Consider the following 17,574-nt stretch of genomic DNA (forward strand, 5'->3'; position numbering starts at 1 on the left):
GACGTTCCGCTCCTGGAGATCGCCGACGCGACTGACTACGCTCCCGCGACGGGAAACAAGATCGGCGGGATCGGCTACACCGGAACATGAGCCAACGTTCGACGTGGGGCGCCCGAACGGCCAAGCTGCTGGCTTGGCTGTTCGGCGCCCTGCTCGTTTGCGCCACACTCGTCCTCGCCGGAATCGCCTGGTTCTTCAGCACCCTGGACGACAGGGCCGAAAGCCACAAGAACGATGCCATACGGATGCAGCACACCAGCGCCCGAGAGGTGGGGAAGTCACTTCTCGAGCGCTCGCGGGACGGATCGCTGAGCGCCGCGGAGGCGAATCAAGCCGTGGACGAAACGGGCGGCCAACTCGCCGACCTGCGAACCCGGCCCGACGGAGCGGCACTGATCACCCGCTTCGACAGCACCATACCGGGCGTCCTGGGAGGAAGCGTCGGTGTCACGACCTGCTTTCGCATAGACGTGTCCGGAATCGCCGACGATCCCGTCGGTCACGTTTCCCGACTCGACGAGTGCCCCCGGGAATGACGGCGACGCGGACTTCAACAACCGCACAGGATGGCCACGGCACGCCGACAACGCCGATCGCGGACCGGCGAGCCGCCGGGGACGCGCGGTCGTGGGAGCGACCGCCACGCTCCCGTACCGCGCCACGGTCGACCGGACACCACCTAGACTCGGGAACCGTGACGAGCACGCACCCGGATTCGCGTCACGCGCGCTCCCGCTACCGGCTGCTGGAGGTGCGCTCCACCGAGCGGATCACTCCACGCGTGGTGCGGGTGACCCTCGGCGGTGACGAGCTGGCCGACTTCGTCGACAACGGCACCGACCAGCGCGTCAAGCTCTGCCTGCCGCGGCCGGGGCAGCCGACCCCGCTGGGGCGCAGCAGGGCGGAGGTGTTCGCGCTGCCCCGCGAACAGCAGCCTCTCCAGCGCACCTACACCGTGCGCCGGTTCGACCCGCGGCGCCGCGAGCTCGTGGTCGACCTCGTGGCGCACGAGCACGGCGGCCCGGGAGCGGCCTGGACCGAGCGGGTACGGGCCGGTGACCAGGTCGTGGCGGTCGGCCCGAGCCCGTCCTACGCTCCGCCTCCGGACGCGAACCCGCTGGTGCTGGTGGGCGACGACACCGCCCTGCCCGCGATCGCCGCGACACTGGAGGCGCTGCCCGCCACCGCCTCCGCGCGCGTCTTCGCCGAGGTCGCCGACGCCGCCGAGCGCCAGCGGATCGAGACCGCGGCCGAGGTGGAGTGGACCTGGCTGCACCGCGACGGCACACCGGCGGGAACGTCCACCCTGCTCGCAGAGACCGTGCGCGCCGCCGACCTCGGCCCCCACCCGCACGTGTGGATCGGGGCGGAGGCGGCGACGGTCCGCGACCTGCACGAGCACTTCCGCGGCGAGCACGGGCTCGAACGCTCCCGCGTGCACGCCCTCGCCTACTGGCGCCGCACCGGCTGATTCGGTGCCCGCACGGATCAGGCGATCACCTGCTCGCCGGCACCGTTCGTCCGGCAAGCGGCGAAGCCGCTTGCCCGAGCACGCGAGCCGACCCGCGACGCAGGCCGATCCACGATCCGCTCAGCCGGCCAGTTCGGACTTGACCACGGCCGCTACTCGGCCCCCTTCTGCCCGGCCCGCGACCTTGGCGTTGACCACCTTCATCACCTGTCCCATCTGCTTCTGCCCCGGCTGCTGCCCGTTCTCGTCGGCGACCTCCGAAACGGACTCGCGCACGAGCCGCAGCAGTTCCCCGTCGTCGAGCTGGGCGGGCAGGTAGCGACGCAGGACCTCGCCCTCGGCCCGTTCGGCGGCGGCCTGCTCGGGTCGCCCGGCGGACTCGAACGCCGCCGCCGACTCGTCGCGCTTCTTGGCCTCCTTGGACAGCACGCGCCGCACCTCCTCGTCGGTGAGCTCGCGCGCCTGCTTTCCGGACACCTCCTCGGTGCCCACGGCACTCAGCGCCATCCGCAGGACGCTGGTGACGGCGGTGTCGCGTTCCTTGATCGCCGCGGTGAGGTCCGCCCGCAGCTTGTCCTTGAGTTCGGCCATGCGCACGATTATCCCCGATGCCGCGACCGGTTTCGGGTCGATCCGCCGCCACGCGGGAACGTCCGTAAGGTGGATGGTGTGAACACCCTCGGCCGTACCCTGTTTGCCCTGGGCGCGCTCGGCACCGCGACGGCCGGTTACTCGGCCGGAATCGAACGCCTGAACTTCACGCTGCGCCACACCACGCTGCCGGTACTTCCCCCCGACAGTGCCCGACTGCGGATCCTGCACGTCTCCGATCTGCACATGACGCCGAACCAGCGGTCCAAACAGCGCTGGGTGGCCGCCCTGGACGAGCTCGCGCCGGATCTGGTGGTCAACACCGGCGACAACCTCGCCCATCCCAAGGCGGTGCCGGCGGCGTTGCGCGCGCTCGGACCGCTGCTCGACCGTCCCGGCCTGTTCGTGTTCGGCAGCAACGACTACTACGCCCCCAAGCCGAAGAACCCGGCCCGCTACCTGTTGCCGCCGTCGAAGACCAAGCGGATCAGCGGTACCCCGCTGCCGTGGGGCGACCTGCGTGCCGCGATGACCGAGCACGGCTGGCTCGACCTGACGCACCAGCGGCGGGAGCTCACCGTGGCGGGAACGCCCGTGCACGCGGCGGGTCTGGACGATCCGCACCTCAAGCGCGACAGGTACTCCCGGATCGCGGGAGCGCCTCCGGAGGAGGCCCGGCTGAGCCTCGGTGTGTCGCACTCACCGGAACCGCGCGTCCTGGACTCCTTCGCCGCCGACGGCTACGACCTGGTACTGGCCGGGCACACCCACGGCGGACAGCTCCGCGTGCCGGGCTACGGCGCCCTGGTCACCAACTGCGAGCTGGACCGCGAGCGCGCGCGCGGCGCGTCCACCTGGGGCGAGCACACGCATCTGCACGTCTCGGCCGGGCTCGGGACCTCCCCGTACGCGCCGGTGCGGTTCGCGTGTCCCCCCGAGGCCACGTTGTTGACCCTGGTCCCGCGCCCGCAGGACCCCTCCCGAGCGGCGAGCGAGTCTTCGGGAGGGACCCCTTTCGGAGCCGGCACACCTATCAGCTAGACTTTGCAGCGGCGGTGAACGAGCACCCGACACACCGCCGCGAACACCTCGGGGTGTAGCGCAGTTTGGGAGCGCGCCTCGTTCGGGTCGAGGAGGTCGTGGGTTCAAATCCCGCCACCCCGACAACATCAGGACCCGGCCGCCGTAGCCACGGTGGCCGGGTCCTGTTTCGTCGGTGGGGTTGGGCGGTCGTCCCGAACACCACCCAACCCGCACGTGCACATCCTCACCTCATCGGGTCACGCCTCCGACTCGGACTGCTGGGGCGAATCGACCGCACCGGCCAGTCGGGCGGTCACGGCGTCGACCACCGCCTCGTGCTGGGCACTGTCGGCCCCCAGCGCCTCGGTGACCGCTTCGGAGATCACCGGCCGCAGCGCCCCGTCCACGCTGGCGCGATCCACTCCCCCACCCGCTCCGAGCTGCGCGGCCGTGCGGGCCGGGAGCTGGTAGACGACACCGTTGGTGTCGCGGATCGCGTCGGTCAACGGCACCAGGGTCTCCGACCCCCCGGGAACCCGCGACGGCCGTGGCTCGTGCATCGAGGTGTGCAGGTCGAGCAGCATGGCCACGACCGTTCGGGGCCCCAGAGCGGTTCCCCACCCGGCGATCTGCCCCTCGGAGCCGCGCGGCCCGAGCAGTTCGTGCTCGATGCGGCGCAGCATCGCGTCCTGTTCCGGCGTCATGTCGGCTTCTCCTAACAGCTGCGCGAGTTCTTCGGTGGTGCCCTTGTACGCGTTCGCGTCGACGGGCTGCTGTCCCGCTATGGTCGCCTTGCTGGTGAATTGCAGTACGGCCACGTGACCACCGCCGTAGCCGTTCCAGTAGTGCTCGGGGACGCGCTGGTAGATCTCCGAGGCGTAACCGGGATCGTTGTCCGGATAGCGTGACTTCCACAGTGGCGGGAAACCGCTCAGGTCCGGCGAGCCGATCTGCTCCCAGTACCACGGCGGCAAGTACAGCAGCGGCATCGAGTAACCGGCCGCGCGCAATCGCCCCATGATGTCGGCCGTCAGGGCGGTGTCACCGCTGTCGGCCTCGACGTCGAGGATCACCGGTACGTCGGTGGGGACGACCGCGCTGATGTTGTCCACCTGGGCCTGAGCGCCGTCGGACCCCTGCTGGTAGTGGTAGGCGGCCACCAACAGGCCCGCTGCTCTGGCGCTGTCCAGATTCGCGGCGAATCGGGAATCCACGAATCCCGAGCCCTGGGTGGCCTTCATGAACACGAATTCGAACGATTCCGCCTTGGCGCGGTGCATGTCGAACGTGCCCTGGTGGTGCGAGATGTCGGTACCGAAAATCATCACTGCTCCGCGGGTGCTGCCGGGCGGTCGTGAAGCGAATACCTCCCCCGGTGGCGGTCCGGCCCTCGAAGTGCGAAGCCGGGTCTGACTCCTTCCACTGGCGCAGTGGAATAACCCGATCATCCCCGTCGCCACAGCGACGATCAATCATCCATCCGTATTCATTTGCGCTGACCCGTGCGAGTGAATTGTCCTGGTCCCCGGTTCCCCGCGCCCGCACGGCGTCGGGCAGGATCGAGCGGTGTGAGCACCTACCCCAGCGCCAGCATCCCGGAGACGTTGTTCGACGACGAACGTGAGGCACGGTGGCGAGCACGCTTCAGCGCTCCTCGCGTGTCGCTGCCCGACTGGGCGCGGGACGTGCCGCGGCACAGCCTGTACGTCTCCAACGCCACCGGGACCTGGGAACTGTACGCGTGGGACCGCGCGGCCGAGGAGCACCGGCAGGTCACCGACCGCCCGAACGGAACGTTCCACGGCACGCTCTCGGCCGACGGGGAACGGATCTGGTGGTTCGACGACACCGACGGCGACGAGTTCGGCAGCTGGGTCGCCGAGCCCTTCACCAAGCACGACACGTCGCCCGTTCCGGCGATGCCCGGCACCCACCCCGGCTACCCGGCCGGACTGGAACCGGGTGCGCGCGTGACCGCGCTGGGCATGTCCACCGATGACGGCCTGACCGTGTGGATCTCCCGCGACGGCGGCTCCCCCGAGGTCGTCTACCAGCACGAGCAGGACGGCGGCCTGGCCGCGCTGTCCCGCGACGAGAACCTGCTCGTGATCATGCACTCCGAGCACGGCGACAGCCGGCACCCGGCGCTGCGCGTGCTGCGGCAGGACGGTTCGGCTCTCGCGGAGAAGTGGGACGGTCCGGGCAAGGGACTGGACGCGCTGGAGTTCGCCCCGGTGCCCGGGGACCCCCGGCTGCTGGTCTCGCACGAGCGCAGGGACCGCGAGGAACTGCTGATCTGGGACGTCGAGTCCGATGCCGAGACAGAACTCGACCTGGGCCTTCCCGGCGAGGTCTCGGCCGAGTGGTACCCGGACGGCCGGGCGCTGCTGATCGCCCACACCCATCGGGCACGCACCACGATGCACCGCTACGACATCGCTTCCGGGCGGCTCACCGACCTGCCGACCTCGGCGGGCACCGTCGGCAACGCCTCGGTGCGGCCGGACCACTCCGTGGAGTACTCCTGGTCGTCCGCCGCCACGCCGCCGCTGGTGCGCGTGCTGACCGCCGACGACGAGGACCGCGTGCTGCTCACCGCGGCCGGGCACCGCGCTCCCGGATCGTCACCGGTCGAGGACGTGTTCGTCGAGAACCCCCACGGACCGAACGACACCGTGCACGCGCTGCTCTCCCGACCCGCCGAGGCCGGCGACGGCCCGCTGCCGACCGTGTTCAGCCTGCACGGCGGGCCGCACGCCGCCGACGAGGACCGCTTCTCGTCCTACCGCGCGACGTGGCTGGAGGCCGGCTTCGCCGTGGTGGAGGTCAACTACCGGGGCTCCACGGGCTACGGCTCGGCGTGGCGCGACGCCATCGAGGGACGGCCGGGGCTGACCGAGCTCGACGACGTCGCCCGCGTCCAGGACTGGGCCGTCGAGCAGGGGCTGACCACCCCCGAGCTCAGCGTGGTCGCCGGTGCCTCGTGGGGCGGATACCTGACGCTGCTCGCCCTCGGTACCCAGCCGCAGCGCTGGGCCGGAGGTGTCGCGGGCGTACCGGTCGCCGACTACGCGTCGGCATACGCCGACGAGATGGAACCGTTGCGCGCCTACGACCGCGCCCTGTTCGGCGGTTCCCCGGACGAGATCCCGGAGGTCTACCGGGAGTGCTCACCGCTGACCTACGTCGATCGGGTGCGCGCTCCGCTGCTGGTGCTGGCCGGGGACAACGATCCGCGGTGCCCGCTGCAGCAGATCCTGAACTACCTCGACCGCCTGCAGCAGCGGGAGGTTCCGTTCGAGTTCTACCGCTACGACGCCGGGCACGGTTCGCTGGTGATCGCCGAGACGCTGCGGCAGGTCGCCACGGAGATCCACTTCGCCCGCCGCGCCGTCGGGATCTAGGCCTCGGCGAAGCCGACCGGTCACGCGGTCGGCGTTGACCACCGCCCGTTGCCGGGGCGTGTCCCGGCAACGGGCGTCGGCGGTGTGGCGTCCGGACTATGAGACCGGTTACCGAGCGGAATATCCGGCCACCGCACGCGGTCGATACGAGTGTGAGTCACCTTTTCGAACCCATCAAGTTCCGCGACCTGGACATCCGCAACCGCGCCTGGGTCTCGCCCATGTGCCAGTACTCGGCCACCGACGGGGTGCCCGACGACTGGCACCTGGTGCACCTCGGTCAGTTCGCCACCGGCGGGGCCGGCCTCGTGTTCAGCGAAGCCACCGCCGTGGTCCCGGAGGGGCGGATCAGCCCCGGCGACACCGGGCTGTGGAACGACGAGCAGGTCGAGGCGTGGCGGCGGATCACCGACTTCCTGCACGCGCGGGGCGCGGCCACCGGCGTGCAACTCGCCCACGCCGGACGGAAGGCCTCCACCACGGCTCCGTGGGAGGGCGACGTCACCATCCCGGTCTCCGAGGGCGGTTGGCAGACCGTCAGCTCCACCGACGAGCCCTTCGGCGACCTCGCGGCACCGCGCGCCCTGTCCGAGGCGGAGATCGCCGAGCTGCCCGGGCAGTTCGCCGCTGCGGCCCGGCGCGCCGACGAGGCGGGCTTCGACGTCGTCGAGCTGCACTTCGCCCACGGCTACCTCGGTACCCAGTTCGCCTCGCCGCTGGTCAACGACCGCACCGACGGTTACGGCGGCGACTTCGACGGCCGGGTCCGGCTGCTGCTGGAGATCACCGAGGCCGTGCGCGAGGTGTGGCCCGAGGGGCGTCCGCTGTTCGTGCGGATCTCGGCCACGGACTGGGTCGACGGCGGTTGGACCGGCGATGACTCGGTGCGGCTGGCGAGTCTGCTGGCCGAGCGCGGTGTCGACCTGGTGGACGCGTCCACCGGCGGCACCGTGCCGAACGCCGAGATCCCCGTCTCCTCCGGCTTCCAGGTGCGCTTCGCCCGCCGGATTCGCGCCGAGGCCGGCACGGCCACCGGGGCGGTCGGGCTGATCACCTCGCCCGAGCAGGCCGAGGAGATCGTCTCCTCCGGCTCCGCCGACGCGGTCCTGCTCGCCCGCGAACTGCTGCGCGACCCGCACTGGCCGCTGCACGCCGCCGACAAACTGCGCGCCGGCAACATCTGGCCCGTGCAGTACGAACGCGCCCGCCGCTGAAGAACGGATCGGTTTTGCGGTTTCGCGCGAAACCGACCGGATGCGGTTTCGCGCGAAACCGACCATCTCACGCGCTCAGGGGGTCAGACCTCGGCGATCTTGGCCTGCCACATCCAGTGCGCCTCCTCCAGCTTGGCGGAGACGGAGAGCAGCAGGTCCTGGCTGACCTGGTCGGTCTTGTCGGTCTCGTCGATGCGTGAGCGCAACCGCTGGATCAACTTGCCCAGCGCCTCCACGACGAACCGGATGACCTCCCGATCGTTCTTCCAGCCCTTGTCGAGCCCGGGCACCCCGGAGCCCTCGGCGACGGTGGTGGCACGGGCGTCGGGCGAGACGCCGATCGTGGCCGCCCGCTCGGCGACGCTGTCGGCGAAGTCGCGGGCGTTGGTGACGAGATCGTCCAAGTGCCGGTGGACGTCGCGGAAGTTGCCTCCCACCACGTTCCAGTGGGCCTGCTTGGCGGCCAGGTGCAGATCCACCAGCTCCAGCAGGGTGCTCTGTAGCGCCTTGCCCGTGATGTCGCGTTCCGCATCGCCCAGCGGCCCGGTGATCGGTGCCTTCTCGGTCATGATCGTCCTCCTCGTGGTGGTCGAAGTGGTCAGTTCGGGGATACGACTACGACCTACCCGCAGTGCGGGAGGAAAACACCTGCCTCAGGGCCGGCGCAGTGCGAACTCCGTCACCTGGGTTCCGACGGTGTGCAGCGTCCCGGCGACCTTCGGGTCCCCGCAGGCGCCGCCGGCGCCGAGCCTGGTCTCCGCCGAGTTCACCGCCGCACCCAGCGGGGTCGGCCACCCGCGCAGCGCGTGCACCACCGACCGCAACGCCTGCAGGGTGGTCACGGTCGCCTGCCACCCGTAGGCGGTGCCCACGCAACCGACCGCTCGACCGTCGAGGTAGGGACGGGTGTCCTCCCGCAGGTCCTCGACGTAGTCGAGAGCGTTCTTGATCAGACCGGAGACCGTTCCGTGGTAACCGGGCGAGGACAGCACGACGCCGTCGGCCGAACGCACCGCCTCGACGAGCTCCCGCGCGTTGTCGGTGCGTTCGGGCACCGCCGGGTCGAAGAAGGGCAGCACCAGGCTCTCACCGGTGATCGTGTGCACCTTGGCCCCGGCGTCGCGGGCACCGTCCAGGACGGCGTGCAGTGCCCGCTCGGACTGCGAGTCGGGACGTACCGACCCGCCGATACCCACCACGGTCACCGTCATGCGCTCAGATCCTTCCTCGCTGTGCTGTTCCGTGCCGGGCGGAACGTGGCCCGCACGGCCCGAGACACGGTACGAGTTGGAGCGAACCGGAGGTCAATCGCGTAGCAGGTGTTTCGCCCCACAAACTACTTGCGGGTAATGTCAGTTACCTACGGGTAATGGCGAACACATCCGTCGCACCAGGAGGTTTCCGTGTCCCAGCTCGTATCCCCTCGGATGCAGGCCCGCGCGCAGTCCACGGTACTGCGCAACGTCTTGAGGCTGCCCCCGTCGGTGTTGCGCCGCATCGCCGGTGCTCCGACCCGCATCGACGGCCAGGAGCTGGACCTCCGGGTGCAGGCCATGCTGCGCCTTCAGCACCTCACCGGCCAGACCCAACTCTCGGCGAACACGACGGAAGCGGCTCGCGCGGGGATGCGCCGGGGCACCGAGGTCCTGCAGGGCCCCGCCATCACCGGAGTCGACGTGACCGGCAAGCACGTTCCCACCTCGGCGGGGGGCGTGGGTGCTCGGCTGTACCAACCGAAGGGACTGGGACAGCCGAGCACTCTGCTGGTGTACTACCACGGTGGTGGCTGGGTCCTCGGGGATCTGGACAGCCACGACAGCGTGTGCCGTTTCCTGGCCCGCCACGCCGGTGTCCGAGTGCTGTCGGTGGACTACCGGCTGGCTCCGGAACACCCCTTCCCCGCCGCCGTGGACGACGCGGTGGAGTCGTACCGCTACGCGGTCGAACACGCCGACGAGCTCGGTACCAGCGCCGACTCGATCGCGGTGGGAGGGGACAGCGCCGGCGGCAACCTGGCGGCCGCCGTGTCCCAGTACGCGACCGGTTCGGACCTGAAGGCACCGGTGTTGCAGGTCCTGCTGTACCCGGCCGTGGACGCCAGCACGCGGCGTCGCTCGCGGGAGCTGTTCAGCGACGGGCTGCTGCTCACGGACGAGGACATGGACTGGTTCATGGACCACTACCAGCCTGACGAGGAGCAGCGCGGGGACCCTCGCCTGTCCGTGCTGCTGGCCGACGACCTGACGGGGCAACCACCGGCGTACCTGGCCACGGCCGGCTTCGATCCGCTGCGCGACGAGGGCGAGGAGTACGGGCGGCGCCTTCGCGAGGCGGGAGTACCCGTGGTCGCCCGTCGCTTCGACGACCTCGTCCACGGCTTCCTCCAGTTCCACGGGATCGTCGACCGCTCGCACGAGGCCCTGCTGGAGATCGCCGGGTCCCTGCGCACCGCCCTGGCCCTGCACGCCTGAGGCGAGGTTTTCCTTATCGGGTTGTTCGGCTGAAGGCGGCCCCAACATCGCGGTGAACGCGTCGTCGTGGCTGTGTGACTGCCACGACGACGCGTTCACTGCGGAGGAATCAGTCCAGCAGGGTGCGCAGCTGGGTGAGCAGCTCCTCGCGAGAGGAGCACCCGAGGCGTTGCTTGACGCGCCCGACGTGGTGCTCGACGGTCTTGGCCGAGATGAACAGTCGCTTGCCGACCTGCTTGTAGGTGAGCCCGGCCAGCACCAGCTCGGCGACCTCGCGCTCCCGTCCGCTGAGCAGGTCCCCGCCCTGCGGAGCCGACGCCACGCTCGCGGTGTCCGGGAGCTTGCGCGGGCGGGGCATCTTGCCCTGCAACGCACGCGCGCACTCCAACAGGGCCATCATCACCCGGCGGTCGGTCGTGCGGATCGCGGCCTGACCGGCCAACCGAGCACCGTCCCAGGCCATCCCGGCCGCGTGCAGGGCGCGGGCGGTGCGCTCGGCCTCGTCCTGATCGACATCCCCGGCCAGCAGACGCAGCCACATGCACGCGGCGTCGTACAACGCCGCCGACAGCGTGTTGTGCCCGGCCATCCCCTCGAGTGCGGTCGCGTGCTCGCGCACCTGGTCGTGCTGTTCGAGGACGACGGCGGCTTGGAGGCACTTCCAGTGCAGCAGGGCACTCCACAGCGGTGGAACGCCCGAACCCGTCAACAGCGTCCGCGCCTCCCGCAGGTACGGCATCAGCCACTCCTGCTCCCGCAATCTGGCCGTGGCCATCACCAGCTCGCCGAGCGGCAGCAGGGTGAACAGGTCGATCGGGTGTTCGGCGACGGCCTGGCGCGCCCGTCCCCGCAGCTCACCCAACGTGGTCATGTCGTTGTCCCGGTTGGCGATGCCCGCCTCGATCGCGATCGCCGTCAACCGGTCCCGGGCACCCAGTGCGCTCGCGCCCTCGATCGCGACGTCGAGTTTGGCGCGCGCAGTGACAGTGTCGCCCCGCAGCAGCGGCACCCATGCCGCCAGCAACTGGTGCCGCACTCGCTGCAGCGGTCCACCGGCGCCCGTCTCGACGGCGCGGTCCACAACGGACTCCGCGACGTCGAACTCCCCGCAGTGCAGGGCGACCGTGGAAGCGACCGCCGCCGGTGTGTCCGGCATCAGTACCGTGCTCCCGCTCGGTTCGGCCAGCGTGGCAGCGCGCACCAGCGTGGACAGTGCCGTGCTCGCCGATCCGGTGACCGACTCGTACACGCCCTCGGCGAGCTGGGTGGCCGCGCCCGACAGCGAGGTCGGTGGCCCCGCGTCGGCGTGGGAGCGCAGCAGTCCCCCCGCCTCCTCGACGCGGCCGGTACTGGCCAGGCCGACCACGGCGAACGCGCTGTCGCCCGACCACCGCACGTTGTCGACCGACCACCGGCACAGCTCCGCCGAGCGCGCCAGCAGCCCACGATGGGCCAGCACGGTCGCGGCGACCCGGATGCCGAGCGCGCGGTCCGCGGCCGATTCGTCCACGATCACCCGATCCGCCGCGCGGAGAGCTTCGTCGAGATCACCCGCCATCGCCGACCCCTGTGCGCGCCGCGCGGTCACCGAAGTCCCCTCGGCCCCCGCCGACACGGCGGCGTCGAACAACCGCACCGCCAGCTCCGGTGAGTCCGACAACGCCTCGTCACCGGCCCGAGCGAACGCGGCGGCCAGCGTCTCGTCCGGCAGCGGTTCCGGCTGCGCTTCCAGCAGTGGCCGTACCAGCGCGAGCACGGGCCCGCCCCGGTCCAGCCGAATCCCGACCAGGCGCCGGAGCACGGACAGTCGGCGCTCCCGCGGCATCAGCGCCAGCACGGCCTCCCGAACGACGGGCAGCACCGTGTCGTCGGAGTCGAGCAGCCCACCCGCCCGCACGGCCGCCATCGCCTCCTCGGCGGCCGCGTAATCGATGTCGAGCAACGACGCCAGCAGAGTGGGGTGGGGGTTGGCCCCCACGGCCAGGGCGGTCAGGCACTGTCGCGCCCTCTCGTCCAGCCGCTCCAGGTCGTGGTGGAACTGATCGAGCACGGCCCGTGGCGGACGGGTCCGGTCGTAGCGGGCGGGGTCACCGGCGCTGATCATCCTGGTCACCAGTCGCGGGACGGCACCGGTGGCCGAGCACAACCACTCCAGCAGGGAGGAGGGCTCGGTGTCACCGAGCTGCTCGGCGACCTCGTCCCGTTCCAACGGCCCCAGCAGCACCGGTGGCGAACTCCGGCCGAGCACGCCGACGAGTTCGTCCAGCGCCGCCGAGCGCGGCCACGGGCGATAGGCCACGATCAGCCGCGCCCGCCTGCTCAGCGCCAGCTCGCCCAGCTTGCGCAGCATCGGTTCGTCGAGCAGGTGGGCGTCGTCGACGAGCACGGCCGCCCCTGCGGGATCGGTGGGATCGGCCGCGCTCTCCTCGCGCACCGGCACTCCCGCGTGCCGGTAGATCCGGGCGAGCTCGTCGAGCAGGGCCGTCTTGCCGTATCCGCCCGCTCCCTGGATTCCGGTGACGACCGCGGCGCTGGGATCAGCGGCGATCGCGGAACGTAACCGCGCTGCGGCGGCTACCGGAGGTGCGACTGTCGGGTGGTTCACGAAGACCGTCCCTCTCGGTCGATGGTACCCAATGGGTCGGTACTGGCTGGTCGTGGCGAACTACTTCTGCTGGACCATTCCGGGCCTGGAGTTGTGCGGTTCGCTCCACCCCTGGGCGAAGGTCAGGACCAATCCGAAGATGACCAGCAGGGCGGCCGCCGAAAGCTTGATCACCTTGAAGGTGCGGTTCTCGACGGGTGGTTCCACGACCATCGGCTCCACCTCCACCGGCGGACGCGGCGCGGGCGGCAGGTTCGTGTCGAGGACTTCCAGGTCGTCCTGGTCCTGCTCGGAACCCTCCACGCGCATGAGCACGCTCGTCTCGGCGACAGTGGAGCGGTCGGAGGCGGCCGAGACGATCCGCACCGCCGCGAGCGCGGCGCCTCGCGCGGCGACCAGTTCGGGAGCGCCGTCGACCTGCGCCTGCTGCTGGAGCTGCTGGGTGACGAGCTGTCGCAGCAGCGGTGTCCGGGCCGCCCCACCCGCGAGCACGATGCCGTCCGGCTCCTGCGATCCGGTCAGGGCCGACTGGGTGACCTGCTGCAGCAGCTCGGGAACTCGTTCGAGGTGGTCGCGGGCGAGCTGCTCGTAGTGCGCGCGGGAGAGCGCCACCTGGGTCCGCAGCTCCGGAAGCTCGACCCGCGCCGTGGCGTCGGGCTGGTGCGACAGGACTTCCTTGACCCTGGCGCACTCGGCGCGCAGTTGGAGCAGGGACACCCGCGTACGCGGCTCGGCGGGATCGAGGTCCTCCAACCCCGGAGCGAGCTCGGAGCACACGTGATCGAACACCACGTCGTCCAGCGACCGGCCACTCGGGTGGGCTCCGTCCAGGGGGGACCCGAGCATCTCGAAACCGAACGGCTCGGAGTCGGTCTGGCGACGCAGCACCGTCGCGTCGAAGGAGCTACCTCCCATGTTGCCGATCGCCAGCACACCGCCGTCGGAGACACCGTGTCCCGACAACCCCTGCTGGGTCGAGTAGTCCAGGACGACCGCCAGCGGCTCCGGCACCAGGGTCACGTCATGGAGTCCCAGTTGCTTGAGCTCCAGCGAGACCAGGTGCCTGCGGTGCGGTCCCCACGTCGCGCTGTGGGTCACGGTGATGTGCTCGGCGGGGTGCCCCTGCCGGTGGGCGACCGCGTCGGCCACCCACTCGATCATGACGGCGGCGAGCCGATGCGCCGTGACGAACTCGCTGCCCACCATGAGGGGCGACTCGTCGCCGACCTGGTGCACGAAGGAACGCGCCACCCATTCGTGGTGGGCCGGTTCCTGGCGTTGCGCGGCCTCACCGGCCATGAACGTGCCGTCCTGGACGCGGCAGAGCACCGTCGGCACGGCCGGGGACGCGCTGCCCAGCGGAAACGGCGCGGCGCCCCCCCACTTCCCGTCGTCGCGACGCGCGACGGCAGCGGATGTCGTGGTGGCTCCCAGGTGGACGCCCAGGACGTAAGGCATGTCGCCCCTTCCGGTGCTCCTGCGTGGAATCACCCTGACGGGGGATGGCCCCGTGCCAGCTTATGGTCCAACCTAGCGTGACCCGATTACTCAAAGACGTGGGCACCCCTAGTGATCCCCTAACGGGGGAAGTATGCCATCCCCTAATAGAGCTGCGTTTAACTAGGAGTAGTTCCCGATGAGTCCCGCGTAGACCCTCGGTAGATTGATCACCAGTGAGCAAGGGGAACCGCACGACACCACCCGGCGTCGACCGCTCGAGTAACTGAAGAGCCCAGGGAGGACTTCAGCTATGCCACACACTCAGCAGGACCAGGCACCGGGACAGGTCGGCAACCCCAACCTCGCCTCCGAGGCACCCACCGCATCAGGCGGCCAACCGGACGCACCGACGCTGCACGAGTTCCTCACGCGACTCGTCGGCGACTCACACGCCCGGTCGGCTTTCGAGGCCAGTCCCCAGGCCTCGTTGCAGGATGCGGGACTCGGAGACATGAACGCGACAGACGTACTGCAAGGTGCGTCGCTGGTTCTCGACTACGCGCCAGTCGAGGTCGTGCAGGAGTACGGCCGCTCGCTCCAGAGCAGCGTTGAAACGTTCGCTGCGAGCACCCAGCACGTCGCGATCAACCACCTGGATCCCAGCCAGGACTACGGCTGGGAACCGGAGCCGGAACCCCCGCGGGAACCGGCACCGGAACCCCCGCCGAAACCAGCACCAGAACACGAACAGCAGGAAGCGACGGAACCAATGCTGCACAACTCCGGCTCCAACAACGACTTCTCCGCCGAGGGCGACGCCGACGCTCAGATGCCGGAGCAGTCCGCTCCCGCCGGCGACACCAACGTCGACATCAACCAGGAGCAGACCGACTCGCAGAACCTGGTCAACGTGCACGACGTCCTGAGCGGCAACGAGGTCGCCAACGGCAACGCCGTCGGTGCCGTGGGCAACACCGTTGACGACACGGTCGGCGGCGTCGGCAACGTCGTCGACGGCGTGGGCGGCACCGCCGAGGGCGCCGCGGCCAGCGGCCTGGGTGCGGTCAACAACACGGTGGACACGGTCGGCGACACCGCGGACACCGCCACCGGCCTGGTCGGCGACACCGCGGACACCGCCACCGACCTGGTCGGCGGCGCCCCGAACGCCGTGGGCAGCCTGGCCGGCGACGTCACCGGTGACGCTGCTCACCTGGCCGGCGGCGCCACCTCCGGGCTGCCGCTGGACGGCGTGCTCTGACGCCGACACGGTGAAACCGGCCGGACCCACGTTCCCCTTCCGTGGGTCCGGCCTTTCGGTTCTCCCACGCCGGTCTTCCCGCCGGCGCGTGGGGTGACACCGCCCCGAAGGGCTCGGGGCGGGCCAATCGGTCAATACGGCCAGTAATGTGCGTATTCACCCGTCCGGGTAGCTTCGACGAACACGGCCAAGTCACAATCGGACTGTGATCGAAACGGCCCTGGTGGAACTGATCGATCGAGCGGCTGCCGAATGCGCCGAGCAGCATCGCTTCGATCTCGGGAACCGGCTCCGGCAGATCCGTGGCCGGGTGCTGGATCCCGCCCAGCTCGTCCTGGTGGTGGGTGAGTCCCAACAGGGCAAGAGCGAGCTGGTCAATTCCGTAGTCAACGCGCCCGTGTGCAACGCGGGAGAGGACATCACGACCGTGGTACCCACGATCGTGCGTCACTCCACGGAACCTTCGGCCCAACTCGTCCAGCAGGAACCGGCCCAGGGGCCGCCCGCCCTGGACCGTCGTCCCGTGCCCATCGAGCGGGTGCACGACGAGGTCGAGCAGGCCGTCGCCGATGGGCTCCCCCTGTCCCGCACCGAGATCGGCCTGCCGCGCGCCGTGCTCCGCGACGGCCTGGTGCTCATGGACACCCCGGGCGTGGGCAGCATCTCCTCCTCGCTGACCGCCACCACCCAGTCGGTGCTGACCGAGGCCGATGCGCTGCTGATGGTCTCCGACTCCACCCAGGAACTGACCACCAACGAGCTGAAGTTCCTGAAGCAGGTCACCGACCTGTGCCCGAACGTGGCCCTCGTGCAGCCCAAGACCGACGTGACCCCGCGTTGGCGGGAGATCGTCGAGGTCAACCGCAAGCACCTGGTCCAGGCCGAGATCTCCGCGCGGATCTTCCCGGTGTCGTCGAAGGTCCGCGCCCAGGCCACCAGCGCCAAGAATCCGACGCTGAACACCGAGTCGGGTTTCCCCGCCCTGCTGGAGTACCTTCGCAGCGAGATGGCCAACAAGCACGAGCAGCTCGCTCGCAAGCTGGTGTCCCACAACGTCTCCGAAGTCCTGGACCAGCTCATGACGAAGCTGCGCGAGGAGCTGAGCAACCAGAGCCCGCGCACCGCCACCGAGACCCTGCTCGAGCTGGAGAACGCCCAGCACAAGGCCGACGACCTCAAGCGGATCTCGGGGCGCTGGCAGAAGACGCTGTCCGACGGCATCCAGGAGCTCTACTCCGACATCGAGTACGACTTCCGGGAACGCACCTGGGCCATCCTGCACCAGGTCGACGAAGTCCTCAGCGAGGCCGATCCGGACACCACCTGGGACGACTTCGCCGAGTGGCTGTCCAGCAGTCTCAACGACGCCGTGTCCGAGACCTTCGGATGGCTGGATCAGCGCCGCGAGCGACTCACCGAGGAGGTCGCCGAACAACTGCTGCCCGAGCACGCCCGCGCGCTGCCCAGCCTCGCCGAGATCCACCCCTCCGACCCGTTGGAGCGGGTTCCGGAGCCGAAGGCTCCGAAAGCGGCGGGATTCCCCCGCAAGGACCAGATCCTGACCGGGCTGCGCGGCTCGTACGGCGGTGTGCTGATGTTCGGGCTGATCACCAGCATGGCCGGTTTACCGCTGATGAACGTGGTCTCCATCTCCGCCGGACTGCTGCTGGGCAGCAAGAGCCTCAACGAGGAGAAGGACTCGCGGCTCAAGCGCCGCCAGGCCGAGGCGCGCAACGCGGCCCAGCGCTACATAGAGCACATCGTGTTCCAGGTGAACAAGGACACCCGCGACACGATCCGGAAACTGCACCAGAACCTGCACCAGGCCTGCAACCGGCTCACCGAGCAGGGCCAGATCGAGATCAGCCAGTCCATCCAGGAGACCAAGCGTGCGGCCGAGGCCAGCGCCGTCGACCGCGACCAACGAGCGCGGGACATCAAGAAGAAGCTGGAGGAACTGACCGTCCTGCGCAAACGAGCCGCCATGCTGACGTCGAACCGCATCGCAGCTTGACGTACCTCGCCCCGTGGGGAGACACCACCGGGATCGCGCTCGGTGACCCCGCTTCTTCCCGCACCTGACCACGGACGTAC

Annotated in this window: 14 protein-coding genes and 1 tRNA gene; 9 read left to right on the top strand and 6 right to left on the bottom strand. The window is 70.1% G+C overall.

Annotated elements, in window-relative coordinates:
- Positions 1–86 precede the first annotated feature (86 nt).
- Positions 87–536, top strand: coding sequence for a hypothetical protein (locus FHX42_RS23145; RefSeq protein WP_182546583.1), 450 nt, complete (start codon positions 87–89; stop codon positions 534–536).
- 158 nt (positions 537–694) lie between these two features.
- Entirely contained in the window at positions 695–1,471 is a 777-nt protein-coding gene (locus FHX42_RS23150) for a siderophore-interacting protein (RefSeq protein WP_328796692.1), read from the top strand.
- A gap of 120 nt (positions 1,472–1,591) precedes the next feature.
- Here FHX42_RS23150 and FHX42_RS23155 read toward each other — a convergent pair whose 3' ends face one another.
- Positions 1,592–2,062, bottom strand: a complete 471-nt coding sequence (locus tag FHX42_RS23155; RefSeq protein ID WP_182546585.1) for a GatB/YqeY domain-containing protein — start codon at positions 2,060–2,062, stop codon at positions 1,592–1,594.
- Positions 2,063–2,140: 78 nt separating this feature from the next.
- Here FHX42_RS23155 and FHX42_RS23160 point away from each other — a divergent pair, with 78 nt between their 5' ends.
- Positions 2,141–3,103, top strand: coding sequence for a metallophosphoesterase (locus tag FHX42_RS23160; RefSeq protein ID WP_182546586.1), 963 nt, complete (start codon positions 2,141–2,143; stop codon positions 3,101–3,103).
- 49 nt (positions 3,104–3,152) lie between these two features.
- A tRNA-Pro gene (locus tag FHX42_RS23165) sits at positions 3,153–3,226 on the top strand.
- Between the two features lie 116 nt (positions 3,227–3,342).
- On the opposite strand, the gene FHX42_RS26850 is transcribed toward FHX42_RS23165, so the two are convergent.
- Entirely contained in the window at positions 3,343–4,410 is a 1,068-nt protein-coding gene (locus tag FHX42_RS26850; protein ID WP_235987823.1) for a glycoside hydrolase family 25 protein, read from the bottom strand.
- Between the two features lie 243 nt (positions 4,411–4,653).
- Here FHX42_RS26850 and FHX42_RS23175 point away from each other — a divergent pair, with 243 nt between their 5' ends.
- Positions 4,654–6,489 carry a prolyl oligopeptidase family serine peptidase gene (locus tag FHX42_RS23175; RefSeq protein ID WP_182546588.1) on the top strand — a complete coding sequence of 612 codons (1,836 nt, stop codon included), beginning with the start codon at positions 4,654–4,656 and terminating at the stop codon, positions 6,487–6,489.
- 152 nt (positions 6,490–6,641) lie between these two features.
- Positions 6,642–7,703 carry an NADH:flavin oxidoreductase/NADH oxidase gene (locus FHX42_RS23180; protein WP_182546589.1) on the top strand — a complete coding sequence of 354 codons (1,062 nt, stop codon included), beginning with the start codon at positions 6,642–6,644 and terminating at the stop codon, positions 7,701–7,703.
- 83 nt (positions 7,704–7,786) lie between these two features.
- Here the strand turns inward: FHX42_RS23180 and FHX42_RS23185 are convergent, their stop codons facing one another.
- Both FHX42_RS23185 and FHX42_RS23190 read right to left on the bottom strand, forming a co-directional pair.
- A complete protein-coding gene (locus FHX42_RS23185) occupies positions 7,787–8,272 on the bottom strand; it encodes a Dps family protein (protein WP_182546590.1) in 486 nt (161 codons plus the stop codon).
- Positions 8,273–8,356: 84 nt separating this feature from the next.
- A complete protein-coding gene (locus FHX42_RS23190) occupies positions 8,357–8,914 on the bottom strand; it encodes an NADPH-dependent FMN reductase (RefSeq protein ID WP_182546591.1) in 558 nt (185 codons plus the stop codon).
- A 192-nt stretch (positions 8,915–9,106) separates the two neighbouring features.
- Here FHX42_RS23190 and FHX42_RS23195 point away from each other — a divergent pair, with 192 nt between their 5' ends.
- Positions 9,107–10,174: an alpha/beta hydrolase gene (locus FHX42_RS23195; protein WP_407926317.1), complete on the top strand. Its 1,068-nt coding sequence runs from the start codon at positions 9,107–9,109 to the stop codon at positions 10,172–10,174.
- A 109-nt stretch (positions 10,175–10,283) separates the two neighbouring features.
- On the opposite strand, the gene FHX42_RS27540 is transcribed toward FHX42_RS23195, so the two are convergent.
- Together FHX42_RS27540 and FHX42_RS23205 are read right to left on the bottom strand one after the other, a co-directional pair.
- A complete protein-coding gene (locus FHX42_RS27540) occupies positions 10,284–12,779 on the bottom strand; it encodes a LuxR C-terminal-related transcriptional regulator (protein ID WP_182546592.1) in 2,496 nt (831 codons plus the stop codon).
- Between the two features lie 60 nt (positions 12,780–12,839).
- Positions 12,840–14,237 (bottom strand): Hsp70 family protein, encoded by a 1,398-nt coding sequence (locus FHX42_RS23205; RefSeq protein WP_182546593.1) that lies wholly within the window; start codon positions 14,235–14,237, stop codon positions 12,840–12,842.
- 292 nt (positions 14,238–14,529) lie between these two features.
- Here FHX42_RS23205 and FHX42_RS23210 point away from each other — a divergent pair, with 292 nt between their 5' ends.
- Both FHX42_RS23210 and FHX42_RS23215 read left to right on the top strand, forming a co-directional pair.
- Positions 14,530–15,480 carry an IniB N-terminal domain-containing protein gene (locus FHX42_RS23210; RefSeq protein WP_182546594.1) on the top strand — a complete coding sequence of 317 codons (951 nt, stop codon included), beginning with the start codon at positions 14,530–14,532 and terminating at the stop codon, positions 15,478–15,480.
- 205 nt (positions 15,481–15,685) lie between these two features.
- A complete protein-coding gene (locus FHX42_RS23215) occupies positions 15,686–17,494 on the top strand; it encodes a dynamin family protein (RefSeq protein WP_182546595.1) in 1,809 nt (602 codons plus the stop codon).
- Positions 17,495–17,574 lie beyond the last annotated feature (80 nt).

It is taken from the genome of Halosaccharopolyspora lacisalsi, assembly GCF_014137975.1.
Classification (GTDB): Bacteria; Actinomycetota; Actinomycetes; order Mycobacteriales; family Pseudonocardiaceae; genus Halosaccharopolyspora; species Halosaccharopolyspora lacisalsi.